This is a genomic window from Novosphingobium sp. HNCC26BN242, assembly GCF_057180525.1.
Window position 1 is genome coordinate 72,205 of sequence record NZ_JBXUGM010000005.1, and the last position, 16,590, is coordinate 88,794.

At 59.4% G+C, this 16,590-nt stretch carries 13 protein-coding genes; 8 read left to right on the forward strand and 5 right to left on the reverse strand.

From position 1 onward, the window contains the following. The first annotated feature begins 12 nt into the window (after positions 1-12). Complete coding sequence (gene cydX / locus AC2A1F_RS17490) at positions 13-123, forward strand: cytochrome bd-I oxidase subunit CydX (protein WP_484210060.1); 111 nt, start codon at positions 13-15, stop codon at positions 121-123. Between the two features lie 247 nt (positions 124-370). Here cydX and AC2A1F_RS17495 read toward each other — a convergent pair whose 3' ends face one another. Then, the gene (locus AC2A1F_RS17495) at positions 371-1,939 is read right to left on the reverse strand and encodes a DUF1593 domain-containing protein (RefSeq protein ID WP_484210061.1); all 1,569 of its coding nucleotides are present in this window, start codon (positions 1,937-1,939) and stop codon (positions 371-373) included. 491 nt (positions 1,940-2,430) lie between these two features. On the opposite strand from AC2A1F_RS17495, the gene AC2A1F_RS17500 reads away from it, so the two are divergent. Beyond that, positions 2,431-3,000, forward strand: a complete 570-nt coding sequence (locus tag AC2A1F_RS17500; RefSeq protein WP_484210062.1) for a DUF3237 domain-containing protein — start codon at positions 2,431-2,433, stop codon at positions 2,998-3,000. Here the strand turns inward: AC2A1F_RS17500 and AC2A1F_RS17505 are convergent. Then, positions 2,981-3,829, reverse strand: a complete 849-nt coding sequence (locus AC2A1F_RS17505; RefSeq protein ID WP_484210063.1) for a GntR family transcriptional regulator — start codon at positions 3,827-3,829, stop codon at positions 2,981-2,983. The genes AC2A1F_RS17500 and AC2A1F_RS17505 overlap by 20 nt on opposite strands. Positions 3,830-3,998: 169 nt before the next feature. On the opposite strand from AC2A1F_RS17505, the gene AC2A1F_RS17510 reads away from it, so the two are divergent. Then, the gene (locus AC2A1F_RS17510; protein WP_484210064.1) at positions 3,999-6,311 is read left to right on the forward strand and encodes a TonB-dependent receptor; all 2,313 of its coding nucleotides are present in this window, start codon (positions 3,999-4,001) and stop codon (positions 6,309-6,311) included. Between the two features lie 31 nt (positions 6,312-6,342). Here the strand turns inward: AC2A1F_RS17510 and AC2A1F_RS17515 are convergent, their stop codons facing one another. Beyond that, on the reverse strand, positions 6,343-7,266 hold the full coding sequence (locus AC2A1F_RS17515; RefSeq protein WP_484210065.1) for a LysR substrate-binding domain-containing protein: 924 nt from the start codon (positions 7,264-7,266) through the stop codon (positions 6,343-6,345). A gap of 102 nt (positions 7,267-7,368) precedes the next feature. Between AC2A1F_RS17515 and gabT the strand changes: the two genes are divergently transcribed. The 3 genes from gabT to AC2A1F_RS17530 all read left to right on the forward strand — a co-directional run bounded on the left by gabT (position 7,369) and on the right by AC2A1F_RS17530 (position 10,970). After that, positions 7,369-8,652 carry a 4-aminobutyrate--2-oxoglutarate transaminase gene (gene gabT, locus AC2A1F_RS17520; RefSeq protein ID WP_484210066.1) on the forward strand — a complete coding sequence of 428 codons (1,284 nt, stop codon included), beginning with the start codon at positions 7,369-7,371 and terminating at the stop codon, positions 8,650-8,652. Beyond that, the gene (locus AC2A1F_RS17525) at positions 8,652-10,133 is read left to right on the forward strand and encodes an NAD-dependent succinate-semialdehyde dehydrogenase (protein ID WP_484210140.1); all 1,482 of its coding nucleotides are present in this window, start codon (positions 8,652-8,654) and stop codon (positions 10,131-10,133) included. The genes gabT and AC2A1F_RS17525 overlap by 1 nt, the downstream gene beginning before the upstream one ends. A 138-nt stretch (positions 10,134-10,271) precedes the next feature. Beyond that, positions 10,272-10,970 (forward strand): GntR family transcriptional regulator, encoded by a 699-nt coding sequence (locus AC2A1F_RS17530; protein ID WP_484210067.1) that lies wholly within the window; start codon positions 10,272-10,274, stop codon positions 10,968-10,970. A gap of 2 nt (positions 10,971-10,972) precedes the next feature. Here the strand turns inward: AC2A1F_RS17530 and AC2A1F_RS17535 are convergent, their stop codons facing one another. Then, positions 10,973-12,292: a glutamine synthetase family protein gene (locus AC2A1F_RS17535; RefSeq protein WP_484210068.1), complete on the reverse strand. Its 1,320-nt coding sequence runs from the start codon at positions 12,290-12,292 to the stop codon at positions 10,973-10,975. Positions 12,293-12,539: 247 nt separating this feature from the next. Between AC2A1F_RS17535 and AC2A1F_RS17540 the strand changes: the two genes are divergently transcribed. After that, a complete protein-coding gene (locus tag AC2A1F_RS17540; RefSeq protein WP_484210069.1) occupies positions 12,540-13,283 on the forward strand; it encodes a gamma-glutamyl-gamma-aminobutyrate hydrolase family protein in 744 nt (247 codons plus the stop codon). Positions 13,284-13,322: 39 nt separating this feature from the next. Here AC2A1F_RS17540 and AC2A1F_RS17545 read toward each other — a convergent pair whose 3' ends face one another. Beyond that, positions 13,323-14,852 (reverse strand): APC family permease, encoded by a 1,530-nt coding sequence (locus AC2A1F_RS17545; protein WP_484210070.1) that lies wholly within the window; start codon positions 14,850-14,852, stop codon positions 13,323-13,325. Positions 14,853-15,165: 313 nt separating this feature from the next. Between AC2A1F_RS17545 and AC2A1F_RS17550 the strand changes: the two genes are divergently transcribed. Next, a complete protein-coding gene (locus tag AC2A1F_RS17550; protein ID WP_484210071.1) occupies positions 15,166-16,467 on the forward strand; it encodes an NAD(P)/FAD-dependent oxidoreductase in 1,302 nt (433 codons plus the stop codon). The last annotated feature ends 123 nt before the right edge of the window (positions 16,468-16,590 follow it).

The window sequence follows — 16,590 nt, forward strand, 5'->3', positions numbered from 1 at the left end:
GGAACCTGGCAGATGTGGTATTTCACCTGGATTTTGGGCCTTGGCCTTGCCGTGGCATTCGGCATCATCAACGGCATGTGGAACGAGTTCCGCATGGGTGACGAGGGGACGGCAGAAGAATGACCGATGGTCACACTTTATCAGATTAGCCTATAAGCGTCGGCCGCTGGCAGACAGCGCGGCGAAGGCTTACGCGGCTGCACGAGTGACCGGTTTTGCCTTCGTTGCGGTCGTTGTATGAAATCAGTCGGGCGAACGCTGGAAGTCGGGTGTTGGCTATGAACCTGCCGCTTAGCACCTCAGGCAGGAATAACCGCAAAGTTCCAACTCACGCCGTTCTCAGGAGGACGCGTGTGTGCCTGCGCAGCGATCAAGGCGCGACGGTGACTAGGACCTTGGCATAACGGCTAAGGTTGGGAGTGCCAGAGTCGGTGGCCTCAACGATGATCTGGAACACCTGCCCCACTTTCGCGTCGCGCGGAACGTGGAATCGCGCCTCAGGGGACTCGGCGTCAGCGATCGGAGTGTCGCCGGGATAGGCATCAGTCTGTTTCCATCGCCGCCACCGGATCGTGACCCGATCCCCATCGGGGTCTGTTGCTGTGGCACCAAGCGGAGTTACCTGCCCGCGCCGCGCGATTACCATGGCTGGCGTCTTCAGGGTGATCGCGGGATTGTGGTTCACTTCTGCATACGTGGGCGCCACCGACCACGCGAGACGAGCAGCGAAATCTCGCTGCGCGGCACCCGTGAAGGGATCGTCGGCGCGTCGGGGCAGCTTTGACAGGGACTGCGGGTCTTTCAGGAACATGGCGTAAATCTTCGCCATGCGCGCTTTGTCGGCCTCGGTTATCTGGTGGCCGCCCCATCCCCCCGGGGCTTCGGAGCGGAAGCCTTCAAGGCCGTTGGCGATGAAGTCAAGAAACGTGGGCGTATCGCCTTCGGAGATGAAGGAGCCCTCCTCTTGCGGCGGCGTCCAGACGACAAAGCCTTCGTCCGCCAGCGACTTGGCAGATTTGCCGCGCTCGCCAAAATAGTCGTAAAGGTCGCCCGGCACCATCTGCAGGCCATCCCCCCAGACGCGGTAAAGCGCCCCAAGCGGGCCACGCCCCAGCACATTGGCACCAGTCCATGCGGCAGAGAAATAGGCAGCATCGGCAAGGCTTGCCTCGGACTGCGCGCCATAGCCGAGGGGCACGCCATCGGCGCGTTCCTGATAACGAATCTGCGGCCAGACAGGCTTGATATAGGTCTCGTACGTGTCATCCTGATGGCTCATCGGCACAATCACCGCTTTGGCCGTGACGCGCGCCTTTATCGCAGGCCAATCGGGCTTCTGGCCAAACTCCTGCTCGATGGACTTTAGAGCACGGGCAATCGTGCTTTCACCGCCCCATGCCAGCAAATAGACCGGGGTCTGCGCATCATCCAGCAGCAGCGCGCGAATGAGATCGGAGCCGGCGCTATCCTGCGACATATCCCCTTCAAATGCGGTGTTGCCCCAGCGCACGATGGAGCGGAGATAATCTGGCGTGGGATAGGCCGCATCGTGGACCTTCAGGTTGGCGTAGACTTTGGAATAGGCATCGATTGTCCGGTCGATGTGCAATTGGCCGGTGGGCCAGCGATAGGAAGTACAGGGGCAAGGTTTGACGCCAGGGCGAGAGTATTCGCGGTTCGGCAGCGCAAAGCGCGTGCCTTTCATGTCGCCGCTCCAGTGGACCGCGCTGCTGGCATAGATTAGGCCAACAGTGTTGAAATCGCTCGCATAAAGCAGATAGCGGATCATCGAATTGGCATCATCGAGTTCAGGATCGGTGGTGACGACAATGCGCGGCTTGGCGTGCTGCGGGGTTTGCAGATAGTGGATCGGCGCAGCTGGCGGATTCGTCTGCGGCTGGGCCGGCGCAGGACCTGATACGAGGGCTGACATTGCCATGAGGCCACCTTGTGCCAAAGCACTGGTGGCGCTGAGCCTTGCAAAAAAAGCGCTTAAAGTGCCCGCTTTGGCGGCTGATTTCCTCATTCTCGGCCCTTCGAAATCTGGCAGGCAAGCGCATGCCGGCTTAAGCCCATGATGCACAGTTTGTCATAAATAAAACAGGCATTCTATTTGAAATGATCGTTTTGGCTTGGGAATTTCGAAAGCCGGCCAGCAAACGCGCTAGTTGAATCCGCTGCTATGAATCCGCTGCTATTCTGTCGGCCTGTTCCTGTTGGTGCGACCTGCCGGCGGAAAGTTGTGGCGGCGCAAGTATCGTGTCGATGGGACTGCCTCAGTACACATGATTTTTTCCAGAGTGGATAATCGACCATCGCCTGACGATCAGCTTCAGCAACTCAGCTGAAAATTGTGATCACAAAATTGTTGCAAATCATTTTGTCGGATGGCAGCCTGAACCGCATAATCGTCTTCTGGGAGGGGCAAGCGTGGCTTCAGGTCCAACACGTCGCAATGTTCTGGCCGCCACTACGCTGGCAGGCGCGACCGGTTTGCTGGGGGCTACGCGCGGCTTTGCCAGCACGGTTGAGAGCGCGGTTGGGAGCGGGGCACCAACCAAAGCACCTCGGGCCGAATGGGTATATGATGCGGTGGCGCTGCTGCAAAAAGAAATTCCGCACGGCCGCACGATCCGAGGGGAGCGATTGCGCGTTCCGATTATAGGCGGAAGCTTTGCCGGGCCGACGCTGCGAGGTGAGATCGTGGCAGGCGGGTATGATTGGCAACTTGTCCGGTCTGATGGCTATTGGGAAATTGCTGCGGAATACTTCATGCAGACGCATGATGGCGTGCAAATCCATATCCGCAATCATGGCCTGTGGCATAGCAAGACGGGCGACTGGCCAGCAGATTATGCAGTGACAACACCCCAGTTTGAGGCACCTGACGGGCCTTATTCATGGCTGAACCGCTATGTCTTTACCGGCACGATCAATCCTGCAGGCACTGCCGATGCACCGGCGGTGAAGCTATCGATCTTCAAGCTGGTGGTGGACTGATTTTGCGGCTTCTGGGCCGACCGCCTTGTTGCTTGGTTGGTGGCGTTACGGCCTCATGCAAGCGCATCAGACGTTGACCAAGATGGGTGATGCCGTCTCGCAGGTCGGCTTCGATTGCAATGCGCAAGGCCATGACATTGCGTTCGCGCAGAGCTTTCAACGCCTCGACGTGTCGGTCAACCGTATAGGACGGGCCCACGCTTTCCACCGCCATGCGCAGAAACGGCCCGACCTGCAACCACAGCGATTCGATAAGTGGCAGGAAGACCGAGTCGGGACGGGCGGAGTATAGCGTGCGGTGGAAGGCAAAGTTGGCCGACAGCCAATGATCGTAATCGTTCCGGGCCATTGCGGCATCGAGGGCAGCATCATGCCGCTCCATTTCCGCAATCAGTTCTGCGGTAATGTGGGGAAGCGCGCGCGCCGCAGCCTCTGATTCCAGGGCAATCCGTGCTGCCAGCAGATCCTCGAACCGGTTTACTGACATGATCGGAATGCGGACGCGCCGGTTGCCAAGGAGTTCGATCGCCTGTTCGGCAGCCAGGCGGCGTAGCGCTTCTCGTACGGGCATGGCGCTTACACCAAGCTTTTCTGCCAACCCCCTGATGGTCAGCGGCTCTCCGGGTGCAATGCGCCCCAGCATGATGTCATTTCGGAGCTGGCCATGAATGCGCTGCTGGACGGTTACATCATCCAGCGCCCCTGAAGTCGGATCGGCTTCTTTCAAGACCTGGGTTCTCCATGCGGGACGGAACTGAACTAACGCCCAGTCCGAAGTATCGACCGCTGACCAAGTTGACAACAAAGGTGTGTAGACATATGTGATCACATTATTGGTGTGATCACAGTTACTATGTCAGAGGTCAGCCTCCCGCCGGGAAGGTCATGCGGTCCTGACCTGCGCGCGGCTTCAACTCGTGACGCATCAAGCATACCGGCAGGCGAGGAGGTTGATCGCCTGATCGAATGAAAATGAATACCATGGGGAGTAGATAACAATGCGTGCCATGCTGATCGGGTCGGCTTCGATCCTTGCTCTTGTTGCAACGCCCGCGCTCGCTCAGGCGCAGGGTGAGAGCGATGAGATTGTAGTGACCGCGCAAAAGCGCGAGCAGAACTTGCAGGACGTGCCGATTGCCATCACGGCCGTATCAGGCGATACCTTGCGCGAGAGGCAGACCCGCACGATCGATGAAATCGGCACGCTGGTTTCGAACACGCAGATTTATCAGGACAAGGGTGGCAGCCAGCCGAACTGGACGATCCGCGGCGTTGCCCTGTTTGATTTCAACGTCAACAACAGCCCTTCGACATCGATCTACATCGACGAAATCTATCAGCCATCGCTTGTCATGGGCGCAGGTGGCGTATTCGACCTGCAGCGCGTGGAAGTGCTGAAGGGGCCGCAATCGGGCCTTTATGGCCGCAATGCGGTAGGCGGCGCAGTGCAGATTATCTCGCACGAGGCCAAGCCGGGTGACAATGATGGCTATGTGACGCTGGATTACGGTTCGTGGAACAGGTATCGGATCGAGGCGGCCCAGTCCCTTTCGCTTGGCGAGAACACGGCGCTTCGACTGTCCTTCCTCAACGATGGCAGCTTTGGCGGCGGCTGGCAGCAGAGCCTTGCAGGTGGACGCAAGTGGGGCGAACCCGACCGGATCGCAGCTCGCGGCATCCTGAAGTCTGAAATCGGCGCGGTCACGGCGAAGCTCAAGGTCTATTACGCCCGCGACAAGAGCGACACGGTGCTGGCAACCGCATCGGGTGCCTATTCGGCGACAGGTCCGGGTTTCTGCAACGCGATCCTTTCAGGCAGGCTGGATCAGGCCAATTGCCAGACCTTGGCGCAAGCGATCAATCCGGCGCTGGCCGGAGCAGGCGCACAAAGCGATGATGGCCGCGTGGTTCTGTCGCAGCCGGGCAACCGGCTCGATAACGAGGAGTTCTCGACGGCACTGAACCTGTCTGCCGATCTTGGCGGCCTTACGCTTACCTCGATCACCGGGTATACCGAGTTCGATTTCGGGTTTGCTTTCGATTACGATGCCAGCCAGCTTAATCTGGGTGGCTGGGTTGAACAGGCGAAGCTGCGCAACTTCACGCAGGAAGTGCGCCTTGCATCACCATCGTCGGGCGCATTCCGATGGCAGGTGGGCGCGATCTATTCGAACTATCGCTTCAATGAGTTCAAGGAATTCAACTGGACCGACAATCCGCTGCTCTTCGATACGTTCAACCCCATTTTCGGGGTCGGCTTCCAGGACCTGTTCCTTGACGTAACGTATAATCAGAAGACCCGCTATTGGGGTGTCTATGGCCAGTTCGACTATGATCTGACCCCGGATCTTACCTTCAGTGGTTCTGTGCGCTATTCCGATGAACGGACGACCTATCGGGATGGCCGCACCGGCTTTCGCAAGATCACCAGTTTCCCCGCACCGGGGGGGATCGATCTGATCGCCGTTGGCGATATCGACCGCGATTATCGCCTTGGCGATCACTGGACCGGATCGGCAACCTTGTCATACCGCCCGAACAACGATGCGTTGCTCTACGCCACGATTTCGCGCGGGTACAAATCAGGTGGCGTACCGGGCGGTTTCCCGCAGACGCCGGAAGATACATTGCCCTACCAGGAGGAGTTTGTCCTCAACTTCGAAGGTGGCTTCAAGACAGAGTGGCTTGATCGCAAACTGCAGATCAACGGTTCGATCTTCTACTACGATCACGATGACATCCAGGCCTTCACCACACTGCCCAGCACGCTAACGCCGGGACAGTTCGCCTTCCGTCTGACCAACATCGGCAGCGGTTACAATTTTGGTGCGGAACTTGATGTGGTGCTGCGCCCGGTGACCGGGCTGCGCCTCTCGGGGTCGCTCGGGTATCTGAAGACCCGGATCACCCAGAGCAACAACGTGTTCTTCTCGTTCGACAATCAGCCGATACCGTTCAAGGGGCAACGACTGGAGTTTGCGCCTTCCTGGAGCGGCAACTTTGCTGTCAGCTATACCGCGCCGGTGAGCAGCGGAATGTCGATGACTGCTGGTGCGGATTACAACTTCCGCACTGCCAACCGGATCGGCCAGACGCCGGTCGATCAGGCATTGCGCGGTATTCCCGGATATGGCGTGGCCAATGGGCGGATCATGCTCGAAACCGATTCCCGCATCAGCCTTTCGGTTTGGAGCAAGAACTTGTTCAACAAGGCCTATATCACTGATGCGGGCAACGATGGGGTCGGCAGCTTCTATCGCACATATGGTGAGCCGCGCGCCGTGGGCGTTTCGGCGGGCTACAAATGGTGATCTGATTGCAACGTGCGGTGCGGCTGCGGTTTTATGCCGAGGCTTGCACCGCATCGCGCAACCACCGCCGGAAGCGCGCCAGCAGCGGGTCTGACCACCGCGCCCGTGCGCACCGGAAATAATACGCGCCGATCGGTGCAGATTGCCACGTGTCATCGGTTGGCAGGACCCGGACGAGTGTGCCGCGCGCAAGATCGTCGGCAACAAGGTAGGTATTGGCAAGGGCCACGCCTTGCCCCGAACGGGCTGCCATAAGTGCTAGATGGGCCTGCCCGAACCGCGCTGCGGGCGGCTGTGTCGCCCTTGTTGCAATGCCCTGAACCGCCAACCATTGCACCCATTCCTCGCCCCCGCCCTCGTGTATCAGGGGAAGTTCGAAAATGTCGGCGCGACGCCGCAAGGCATCTGCTTGCTGGCCAAGCAATGCGGGCGAGGCGACAGGAAAAACGTCGGGCCTGACCAGCAGTTCGGTTCTGACTGAGGCGGGCAGGTTATTGGCGGCACCATCCGAAAGATAGCGGATGTCGCCATCTGCTTCGCCGCTGTCAAATGACGGTTCGGCGTCGGTTGAGCGCAGATCAATCACCACTGCTGATGCTGTTGCGCGGCGCTGAAAGTCTGGCAATCGTTGGGCCAGCCAGTGGAGCGAGAAGCCAGCCGAGCACCAGATCGTCAGTGCCCGTTCACGCGTTCCTCGGAACGCTTCGGTAGCCGCTTCAAGTTCGGCAATGGCCGCAGCAACGCGCGCATGGTAGCGGCGGCCATGCTCGCTCAATTCGCCGGTGCGCCGGTTGAACAAAGTGACGCCAAGATGCTGTTCAAGCGTCGCCAGATGGCGGCTGACAATAGCATGGCTTAGCCCCAATTGTGTCGCTGCCTTGCGGATGCCGCCGCTGCGCCCGACCATGTCGAACGCACGCAATGCGGCAAAGGGGGGCAATGTCGGCAATGTCATAGTGGTAACCTAGTGTTACCACCGCCGCTGTGCAAGGCGCCTCCCACTAGCATCGGCTGGGCAATAAGGTGCCGTTATATTTCCAGCCGAAAGAATCGCGCCATGAACAACCAGACTCTTCTCCACCGTCGGGCCAATGCCGTGCCACGCGGCGTGGCCACAGCAACGCCGGTTTTCGCAGCGCGTGCTGAAAATGCCGAGATTTGGGACGTTGAAGGCAAGCGTTACGTCGATTTTGCAGGCGGCATCGCCGTGCTTAACGTAGGCCACCGCCATCCACGCGTCATCGCTGCGGTGGAGCAGCAGCTTCGCGCCTACACCCATACGGCATTTCAGGTCATGGCCTATGAACCTTATATCGAGCTGGCCGAGCGCCTGAATGCGATTGCACCGGTTGAAGGTGATGCCAAGACAATCTTCTTTACCACCGGGGCCGAAGCGACTGAGAACGCCGTAAAGATCGCGCGTGCCGCCACGGGCAGGCCGGGTATCATTGCCTTTGCCGGCGGCTTTCATGGACGGACGCTGCTGTCATCGGCGATGACCGGCAAGGTGAACCCCTACAAGCGCGGACTGGGGCCGTTTCCAGCCGAAATCTACCATGTGCCGCTGCCTTCGCCGACGAATGGGGTAACCCTTGACGAAGCGCTGCGTGCGCTCGACTTTCTCTTTGCCGCCGACATCGAGCCGGAACGCATTGCCGCATTCATCATCGAGCCTGTGCAGGGTGAAGGCGGCTTTCACATGCCTTACCCGGAACTCTATCAGGCGCTTGATCGCCTTCGCGAACAGTGGGGCATGATGATCATCGCCGATGAGGTCCAATCCGGTTTTGCGCGCACGGGCCGGATGTTCGGCATCGAACATCAGCCAGTCAAACCCGATCTTATCACGGTTGCCAAATCGCTTGCGGGCGGATTCCCGCTGGCAGGGGTTATTGGCCGGGCCGAAGTGATGGACGCAATCGGGCCTGGCGGCCTTGGCGGGACATATGCCGGATCGCCGGTTGCCGTAGCTGCGGCACTGGCCGTGCTTGATGTGATCGAGGACGAACAACTGAATGACCGGGCCAACAAGATCGGGGCCCGGATCAGGGCCGCGGTTGAGGCTGCGGCTGCGCGCAATGATACCGTCAGCATAACCGGCCTGCGTGGCCCCGGAGCAATGATTGCATTCGATGTCCCAGACCCTGCAGGCGTGGCAGATGGCACTACGGCAAAGCGGGTTGCCTCAGCAGCGCTGGATCGCGGATTGGTACTGTTGACCTGCGGCACGCGGGGCCAGACCATCCGCATTCTCGTGCCTCTGACCGCAAGCGACGATATCATCAATGAGGGCCTTGCGATTATGACCGACGCGCTTGTGTCCGTCATGGAGGTGGCATGATGGATGATCTGAAGAATCGTCCTGATGCCGCAGCAACCGGTGCAGAACTGTTGTGCGATGCGGCCTACATCAATGGCGCATGGGTTCGTGGAAGCCAGACATTTGATGTGCTGAACCCTGCTGATGGTTCACTTGTGGGCACGGTGCCCTTGCTTGGTGCTGACCACGCAGAACTGGCCGTGACCGCAGCGGCACGAGCACAACCTGCCTGGGCGGCAAGAACCGGCAAGGAGCGTGGCGACATTCTGCGGCGCTGGGCCGCTCTCATGCTTCAGCATCGTGAAGCGCTCGCCCGGTTGATGACTGCAGAACAAGGCAAGCCGCTGGCCGAAGCGGCGGGCGAAGTCGCTTATGCTGCCAGCTTTCTTGATTGGTTTGCCGAAGAGGCGCGCCGCGTTGCGGGCGCGCTGCTTTCGCCCCATGCCGCAGATCGTCGCCTGCTTGTGCGGAAAAGCCCGGTAGGCGTCGTGGCCGCAATCACGCCGTGGAATTTCCCGCTTGCGATGATCACGCGCAAGGCCGGACCAGCGCTGGCGGCGGGTTGCACGATCGTTGTCAAACCATCTGAACTGACGCCGCTTTCCGCTCTGGCGCTCGCCCGCCTTAGCGAGGACGCTGGCGTGCCGCCGGGCGTGTTCAATGTGGTGATGGGCGATGCCCCCGCCATTGGCAACGTGCTTACCAGTGACAAACGCGTGCGCAAATTTACCTTCACCGGCAGCACGGCCGTGGGCAAACTGCTGGCTGCACGCTGCGCAGATACGGTAAAGCGGGTGTCGTTGGAACTTGGCGGCAATGCGCCGTTCATCGTGTTCGATGATGCCGATATCGATGCGGCAATCGAAGGGGCGCTGGCCTCGAAATTCCGAAATGCCGGGCAAACATGCGTTTGCGCCAACAGGATACTGGTGCAGTCCGGCGTGCATGATGAATTCGCCGCACGGCTGGCAGAGCGGGTGCGGGCATTTCGGGTTGGTCCCGGCCTGTCTGGCCCCACTGACCAGGGCCCGCTGATTGATGCGCGGGCGCTGGCCAAGGCGCAAGCGCATGTCGATGATGCGGTCTCTCGCGGTGGCAACCTGCTGACAGGCGGTACACGGCTGGCCGAAGGGCTGCTGGCTGCCGGGAACTTCTTCGCGCCGACGGTCATTGCCGATGTGGCGCGCGATGCTTTGCTATGCCGCGAAGAAACCTTTGCGCCGGTGGCTGGGCTCGTCCGCTTTGACACAGAGGAAGAAGCCATCGCCATTGCGAACGACACTGACGCGGGACTGGCTGCCTATGTTTACACGCGCGATCTGGCGCGCAGTTGGCGCATTCCCGAAGCGCTGGAGTATGGCATGGTCGGTCTGAACACTGGCCTGATCTCGACCGAAGCTGCGCCGTTTGGAGGGGTCAAGGAATCCGGGCTAGGCCGCGAGGGATCGTCGTTTGGGATGGACGATTACCTTGATATCAAGCTCACTTGCCTAGGACTTTAGCACTGCATTTTAGCACTGCACTCTGGCATCGCAGATGCTTTGGCTGGTCACTCAGCTTTACCAAGCCTTCCTTTGTTCGAAGTCCTCATCTAGGATCACTGCGGTGACAAGTTTGGGAACCGTTCAAGGGCCGCAATGATGCCAGTAGAGACGCTGTCGGGCGGGCCGGAAGAAGCGGAGGGGGACGCAGCCGAATTCGTCCCGTCCTTGCGCGAACAGGTGTATGAAGACCTGCGCTTCCGGCTCATCACAGGCAAGATCGCGCCCGGTGTCGGCATTTCCACGCGTGGCCTGGCCCAGGAGCTTGATGTCAGCCAGATGCCGGTGCGTGATGCACTGTCACGCATTGCCAACGAAGGTGCGCTGCAAATCCGGTCAAAGCGCGCGGTGACGGTGCCAAAGATGACGGCTGAACGCTTTGCCGAAATCATGACCTTGCGGCTTCTGCTTGAACCGATGTTGGCAGTGGCTGCACTTCCGCACATCACGGCTGAACGCCTGCGCCAGATCCGTCAGGCCGATGCCGCAACAGACAACGCGCTGCGCGATGGCGATGTGACGGGATACATGGAGTCCAACTTCCGTTTCCATTCGCTGATTTATTCAGCGGCGCAAATGCCGATGGCCAACCGGATGATCGAAAGCCTGTGGATGCAGTTCGGTCCGTTCATGCGCGTCGTTTATGGCCGGTATGGCACGGCCAGCATGATCGACCAGCATCAGGCCGCCACGAACGCCATTGCCGCGTCAGACCCGGCTGCGGTCGAAGCTGCGATCCGGGCGGATATTGGCGATTGTTCAAGCCTGATGGCTGATTGGGACCGGTTGAAACTCTAGGATCACAGCAAAGACAGATAGGTATCGTATTCAAAGCTGCTGATGCGGTTGAGAAATTCATCACGATCCTGTCGCTTGCAGGCGACAAAGATATCGCGGAATCGCTCACCCAGAATGGTGGCGGCCAATGGCGATCCTGCCATCCGGTCAATCGCCGCGCCCCATTCAATTGGCAGGCGCTCGCCAGAACCGGGCTGCTTGGGATCTTGCGCTGGCGGCGGCATCTGAGCTGCTTCAATTCCTGCGATCATTGCGCCCAGCATCGCTGCAAGCGCGATATAGGGATTGGTGTCTGCGCCCGCGATACGGTGTTCGATACGGGTCGATTTCGCATCAGCCACAATCACGCGCACGGCTGCTGAGCGATCATCAATGCCCCATCCGGCGGATATTGGCGCATGGGCATCGGGCCGGATTCGGCGGAATGAATTGGCGTTCGGCGCGAATGCCAGCATCGTCTCCGGCATCGCTCGCAGCAGGCCAGCGACCGCATGATGAAGAACATCGCTGGGCTGGCCATCGCCTTTTGCCAACACATTCGATCCGGCAGAATCGAGCAAGCTTGCATGGATGTGCATGCCGCTGCCCGATGCATCGGCATATGGCTTGGCCATGAAGGTTGCGCCTAAGCCATGGCTGCGAGCCAGATCACGAATGACGCGCCGCAAGAGCACAGCATCGTCGGCTGCGGCAAGTGCATCGGGCCGGTGCAGCAGATTGATTTCGAACTGGCCCGGCCCCGCTTCGCTGATCAAACCATCGGCGGGAATGCCAAGGGCAGCCGCCGCTGCAAAAATCGCGTCGAACAACGCGCCGTGCCGGGCGAGTGGCGCGGTTGAAAGCGTGTCGTTCCGTCGGGGGTTGCCATCAGGGGGCACAGGCAAGCCGTTTTCCAACTGGTAGAGATAAAACTCCAGTTCCGTGGCTACCACCGGCACCAACCCACGCGCGGAAAAGCGTGCAAGCACATGCTGCAGCGCCCCGCGCGGATCGGCATCAGCGGGCGCACCATCGGCCTGCATGGCGATCAGCAACTGCGCGCATCCTGCACCAAGCCAGGGGGCGGGCGCAAATCTGTGGGGCACGGCATGGCACAGCCCATCAGGATCCCCCGTGCCAAAGGCCAGACCTGCAGCCGGAACGTCGCAACCCCAGGCATCTTGGGCGAATACCGACAATGGCATTGGCAAACCCTTGCCCTCAACCACCTGCGCCTTGTCACGTTCGAGCCATTTGCCTTTGGGCGCACCGTTGATGTCGGCAAGGAATGCCTCGATGCGCGTGATTTGCGGGTTCAGCGCAAGCCAATCAGTGAAGGTCATGTCCGTTTTCTGCATAGTGTGATCACATATTGAATCTGGTTTGCCCTGTCCAGACACCTTTGGAAAACCGGGCAATACCCCCAGTAAATCGCCAAAATTTTATGCTATCGTGCTAGGCTTCGCATCCCGTCGCTTGCGCAGATTGATCGCTATGGTAGAGACCAGCCCATTCAGTGATCACACATTTTGGTAACCCGTTTTGCGCGACACACTACGTTTGGATCAAAGGCAGGGCGCACACCGTCCTTTGCTTGGTATTGGCTGCTGCCAGCGCGAATTGGAGGGCGAGCAGATACACCGCGTGATCGATCGCTACGTTCAGGCAGCAGCGGCGATTTGCGATGCTGACATTGTGCTTGTTCCGGCCATGGAAGATGATTCTGCCAGTGCCGGGCTGTGGCGAAGGTTGGACGGCCTGTTGTTGACAGGCAGCACATCAAACATGATGCCCGCGCGGTATGGAAAGCTGGATGGCGCCGGGCCGTTCGATCCGGCGCGCGATGCCACCAGCTTGCGCCTTGCTGCGCAAATGGTTGATGCGGGAAAGCCGGTCTTTGGCATATGTCGGGGATTCCAAGAGCTTAACGTGCTGTTCGGCGGAACGTTGTGCGATTTGCCGGATGGACCAGTGCAGCACCACGCACCTGCCACGGCAACACTTGAAGAGATGTTCGCAGAGCGCCATCCGGTGGATGTGATTGATGGCGGAATTCTGGCGCAGTGCGGGGCAGGCCGCCAGATGACCGTTAATTCGGTGCACTTTCAGGGCATTGAACGCTTAGGCGCTGGATTGCAGATCGAAGCGGTGGCCAGCGATGGTCTTGTGGAAGCATTCAGCAGGGTTTCGGCCAGCGCCTGCGTTTTTGCCGCGCAATGGCACCCGGAATGGGATTTTGCCGCCAATCCGCAGTCCCGATGGTTCTTCCATGCCCTTGCTGCTGCCTTGCGGGGTGAAGCGTTGCCAAAGATTGATCCCCCTGCCCCCCGCTGATGGAAGGAAGCAGCGCAGCGCCACTGCCAATGCGTTCGCTCAAGGCCGCTCTTGCCCTGCGCGTATGAGCGCTGCCCCATGCCTGAAGAACGAAGGGTTCTGCACCAGCATGGCCAGCATGGCCAAAAGCCCAATGCCAAAGATCGCCATACCGATCACGAACACCAGACCAATACCGCCCACATGCGAACCGCTGCCGAAATCGGGATCAAGGCTGTCTGACAGGGTGCGGAAGAAGAGTGCGCCCAACACGATGCCTCCGACCAGCGGCAACAGCAATCGGTTCAGGAACGCGCCAAAGGAGTTGAACCAGCTTGTGCGGAAATACCATACAACGCTGAGCGCGGTGACGGAATAATAGAAGCAGATCATGATGCCCAGAGCCGTGATCGTATCCCACAACACGTGCTCTGATATAAAGCGCATGACCGCATAGAACACCGAAGACACGATCGAGGAGGCGAAGATGCCGATGTGCGGCGTGTGATAGCGCGGGCTAATCTGCGCGAATTGCTTTGGCATGGCGCCATAATGGCTCATGGCCAGAAGCGTGCGCGACGGGCTTACCATGGTGGATTGCAGGGATGCCGCCGAACTGCACAGGACCGCGACTGCCATGGCGATGCTGGCCGGTCCGAAAACAGCCGGCGCAAGGGCAAGGAACACGTTCCGCTGCACATCGGCGTTGCCCATGCCGATCCCTGCAGTACCGGTCCCTGCAAATGTGATCGCAGCGACAGAGGCCAAGACATAGAGCAGCATCGTCACGCCCACGGTCAATGCGGCGGCAAGGCCCGGATTGCGCGCGGCGTCTTCGGTCTCCTCGTTCATCGTCAGGGTGACGTCCCATCCCCAGAAGATAAAGATCGACAGCGAAAGGCCCGCCGCAATCGCACCGGCTGAAGTAACGGCGAGCGGGTTGAACCAGTCCATCTGGATCGGCGTGAAATCAAAGGCAAGACCGGCCTGCGCCTTGGTCAGAGCCGTGATGCCAAAACCGGCCATGACAATCACCTGCAAGCCTACCAGCAGATATTGCACGATCTTGGTGGTCTGCATGCCCCGGTAGGAAATGAATGCCGCGCCGCCCATAAAGGCAAGGCAAGTTGCAACATTGATGTACTTGTCTGCCGAAAGGGACGCGACCCATGGTGCCGCAAAGGCCTGCGCGATCATCAGATAGAAAAAGTCGACCGCAATCCCTGCACTGTTCGACAAGACCAGCACTGTCGATGCCACCAGTCCCCAGCCAGCCAGCCAGCCCACATAGGGGCCAAACGCGAGAGTTGCCCAGGCAAAGGATGTGCCGTTGTCTGGCACGGCACGGTTCAGTTCGCGATAGCCCAACGCCACAAGCAGCATCGGCAGAAAGCCGATCAGCAAGATTGCAGGAGTCTGCACGCCTACCACCGACACGATCGGGCCGAGCGCGGCTGTCAGGGTGTAGGCTGGGGCAACGCATGATACGCCGATTACAATAGCTCCGGCCAAGCCCACACTGTTTCCGGCAAGGCCTTTGCCCGCTTTTGCAACAGCTGGCGCGTCTATGGCCGGAGCGACTTGTGCCATTCGTGTTCCCCCAATGCGGCCCATACGGTCCGCAAACTCGCCTTCATCTGGCAGTCCGCCGCTGCGCTTGTGCGGTTACACATTGCGCAATCTGCGATCTCACGCAAGAACCTACCTCCACCTTTGTTCCAGTCTTTGCTTAAATATGGACAATTTGTATTGCCTGAAATATGAGATCACAGATAGCGAAAGTTGGTTGATATAACCGTTCATCAAGGGCGTGGCGCACTGGATGGGCGTGGGGCACTGGGCAAAAGGGCGTGGCCACAAGAATTGGCCAGATCAACGGGCTGGAAGAACGGGAATGTTTCAGATGAATGTGATTGCGTCGCCTGTCGGATCCTATGCCGCGATGCCCGGCTACTATGCCGCCAGCGTAAATCCGGCTCCCGAACGAATCGCGCTCAAAGGCAGTCACTCCTTCGATGTTTGCATCGTCGGGGGCGGATTCACTGGCCTGTCGGCGGCATTGGAACTGGTGCAGCGCGGTTTCAGCGTGGCGGTCGTCGAAGATCAGCGCGTCGGCTATGGCGCTTCAGGCCGCAATGGCGGGCAATTGATCAACGGGTATAGCCGCCCCTTTGATTTCCTTGCCGAAAAACTCGGGGAAGACCGCACACGCGATCTGGCTTCGGTGGCGCTGGAAGGCAGTGCGATCATCAGGGAGCGGGTTGCGCGTTTTGGCATCGCCTGTGATCTGGTTGACCGATCAGCCGTTGTTGCGCTGACGGACAAGCAAATGCGGTGGCTGGAAGGGCAGGCCGGTGTCTGGGCACGGTACGGCCATCCCGGAATGCAACTGGTCGAAGGCGATGGCCTGCAGCAGATCGTGCGCAGCAGCCGTTATATAGGTGCAATGGTCGATCCGGTCGGCGGGCATTTCCATCCACTCAACTATCTGCTGGGCGAGGCTGCCGCGATTGAAGCGATGGGCGGCCAGATATTTGAAAACAGCCGCGTTCTCAAGATAACCGAGGGCACCCGCCCGATGATCGAAACGGCTGAGGGCAATATTACCTGCGATACCTTGCTGTTGTGCGGCAATGCTTATCTTGGTGACACAAAGCCCGAGCTTTCGGCCCGAATCATGCCGGTATCCAGCCAAGTTGTGACCACTGAACCACTTGGCGCGCTGGCCGAGGAACTCCTTCCGGCAAACACGTGCGTAGAAGACGCCAACTACATCCTCGACTATTTCCGCCGCACGGCTGATGGCCGCATCCTGTTTGGGGGCGGTGTCGTTTATGGCGGAGCGGACCCTGCCAGCATCGAAGGACGGATTTTGCCGGGCCTGCTCAAAACCTTCCCGCAATTGAAGGGTGTGCGGCTTGACTACGCCTGGAGCGGCAGGTTTGCTTTGACTCTTAACCGCATGCCCCAGATTGGCCGCCTTTCCAGCAACGTCTGGTTCTCGCACGGCGATTCCGGCCATGGTGTGACAACCACCCAGTTGCTTGGGCGGCTACTGTCCGAGGCTATCGGCGGTCAAATGGAGCGCTTCGATGTTTTTGCAAGCCTTCCCCATTATCCATTCCCGGGCGGGCGGCACTTCCGGGTGCCTCTCACGGTGCTGGGCTCGCTATGGTACGCTCTGCGCGACCGGCTGGGTATCTAAACCAAACGCACTGAGCAGAGCAGAATTGAGCCAACCCCTTGCCGTCATGAGACTATGCAGAACTGTGTTCCGCTTTTGGGGGCCGACTCTGCCCGCAGCTATACGCAAAGCGCCATTTGGTTT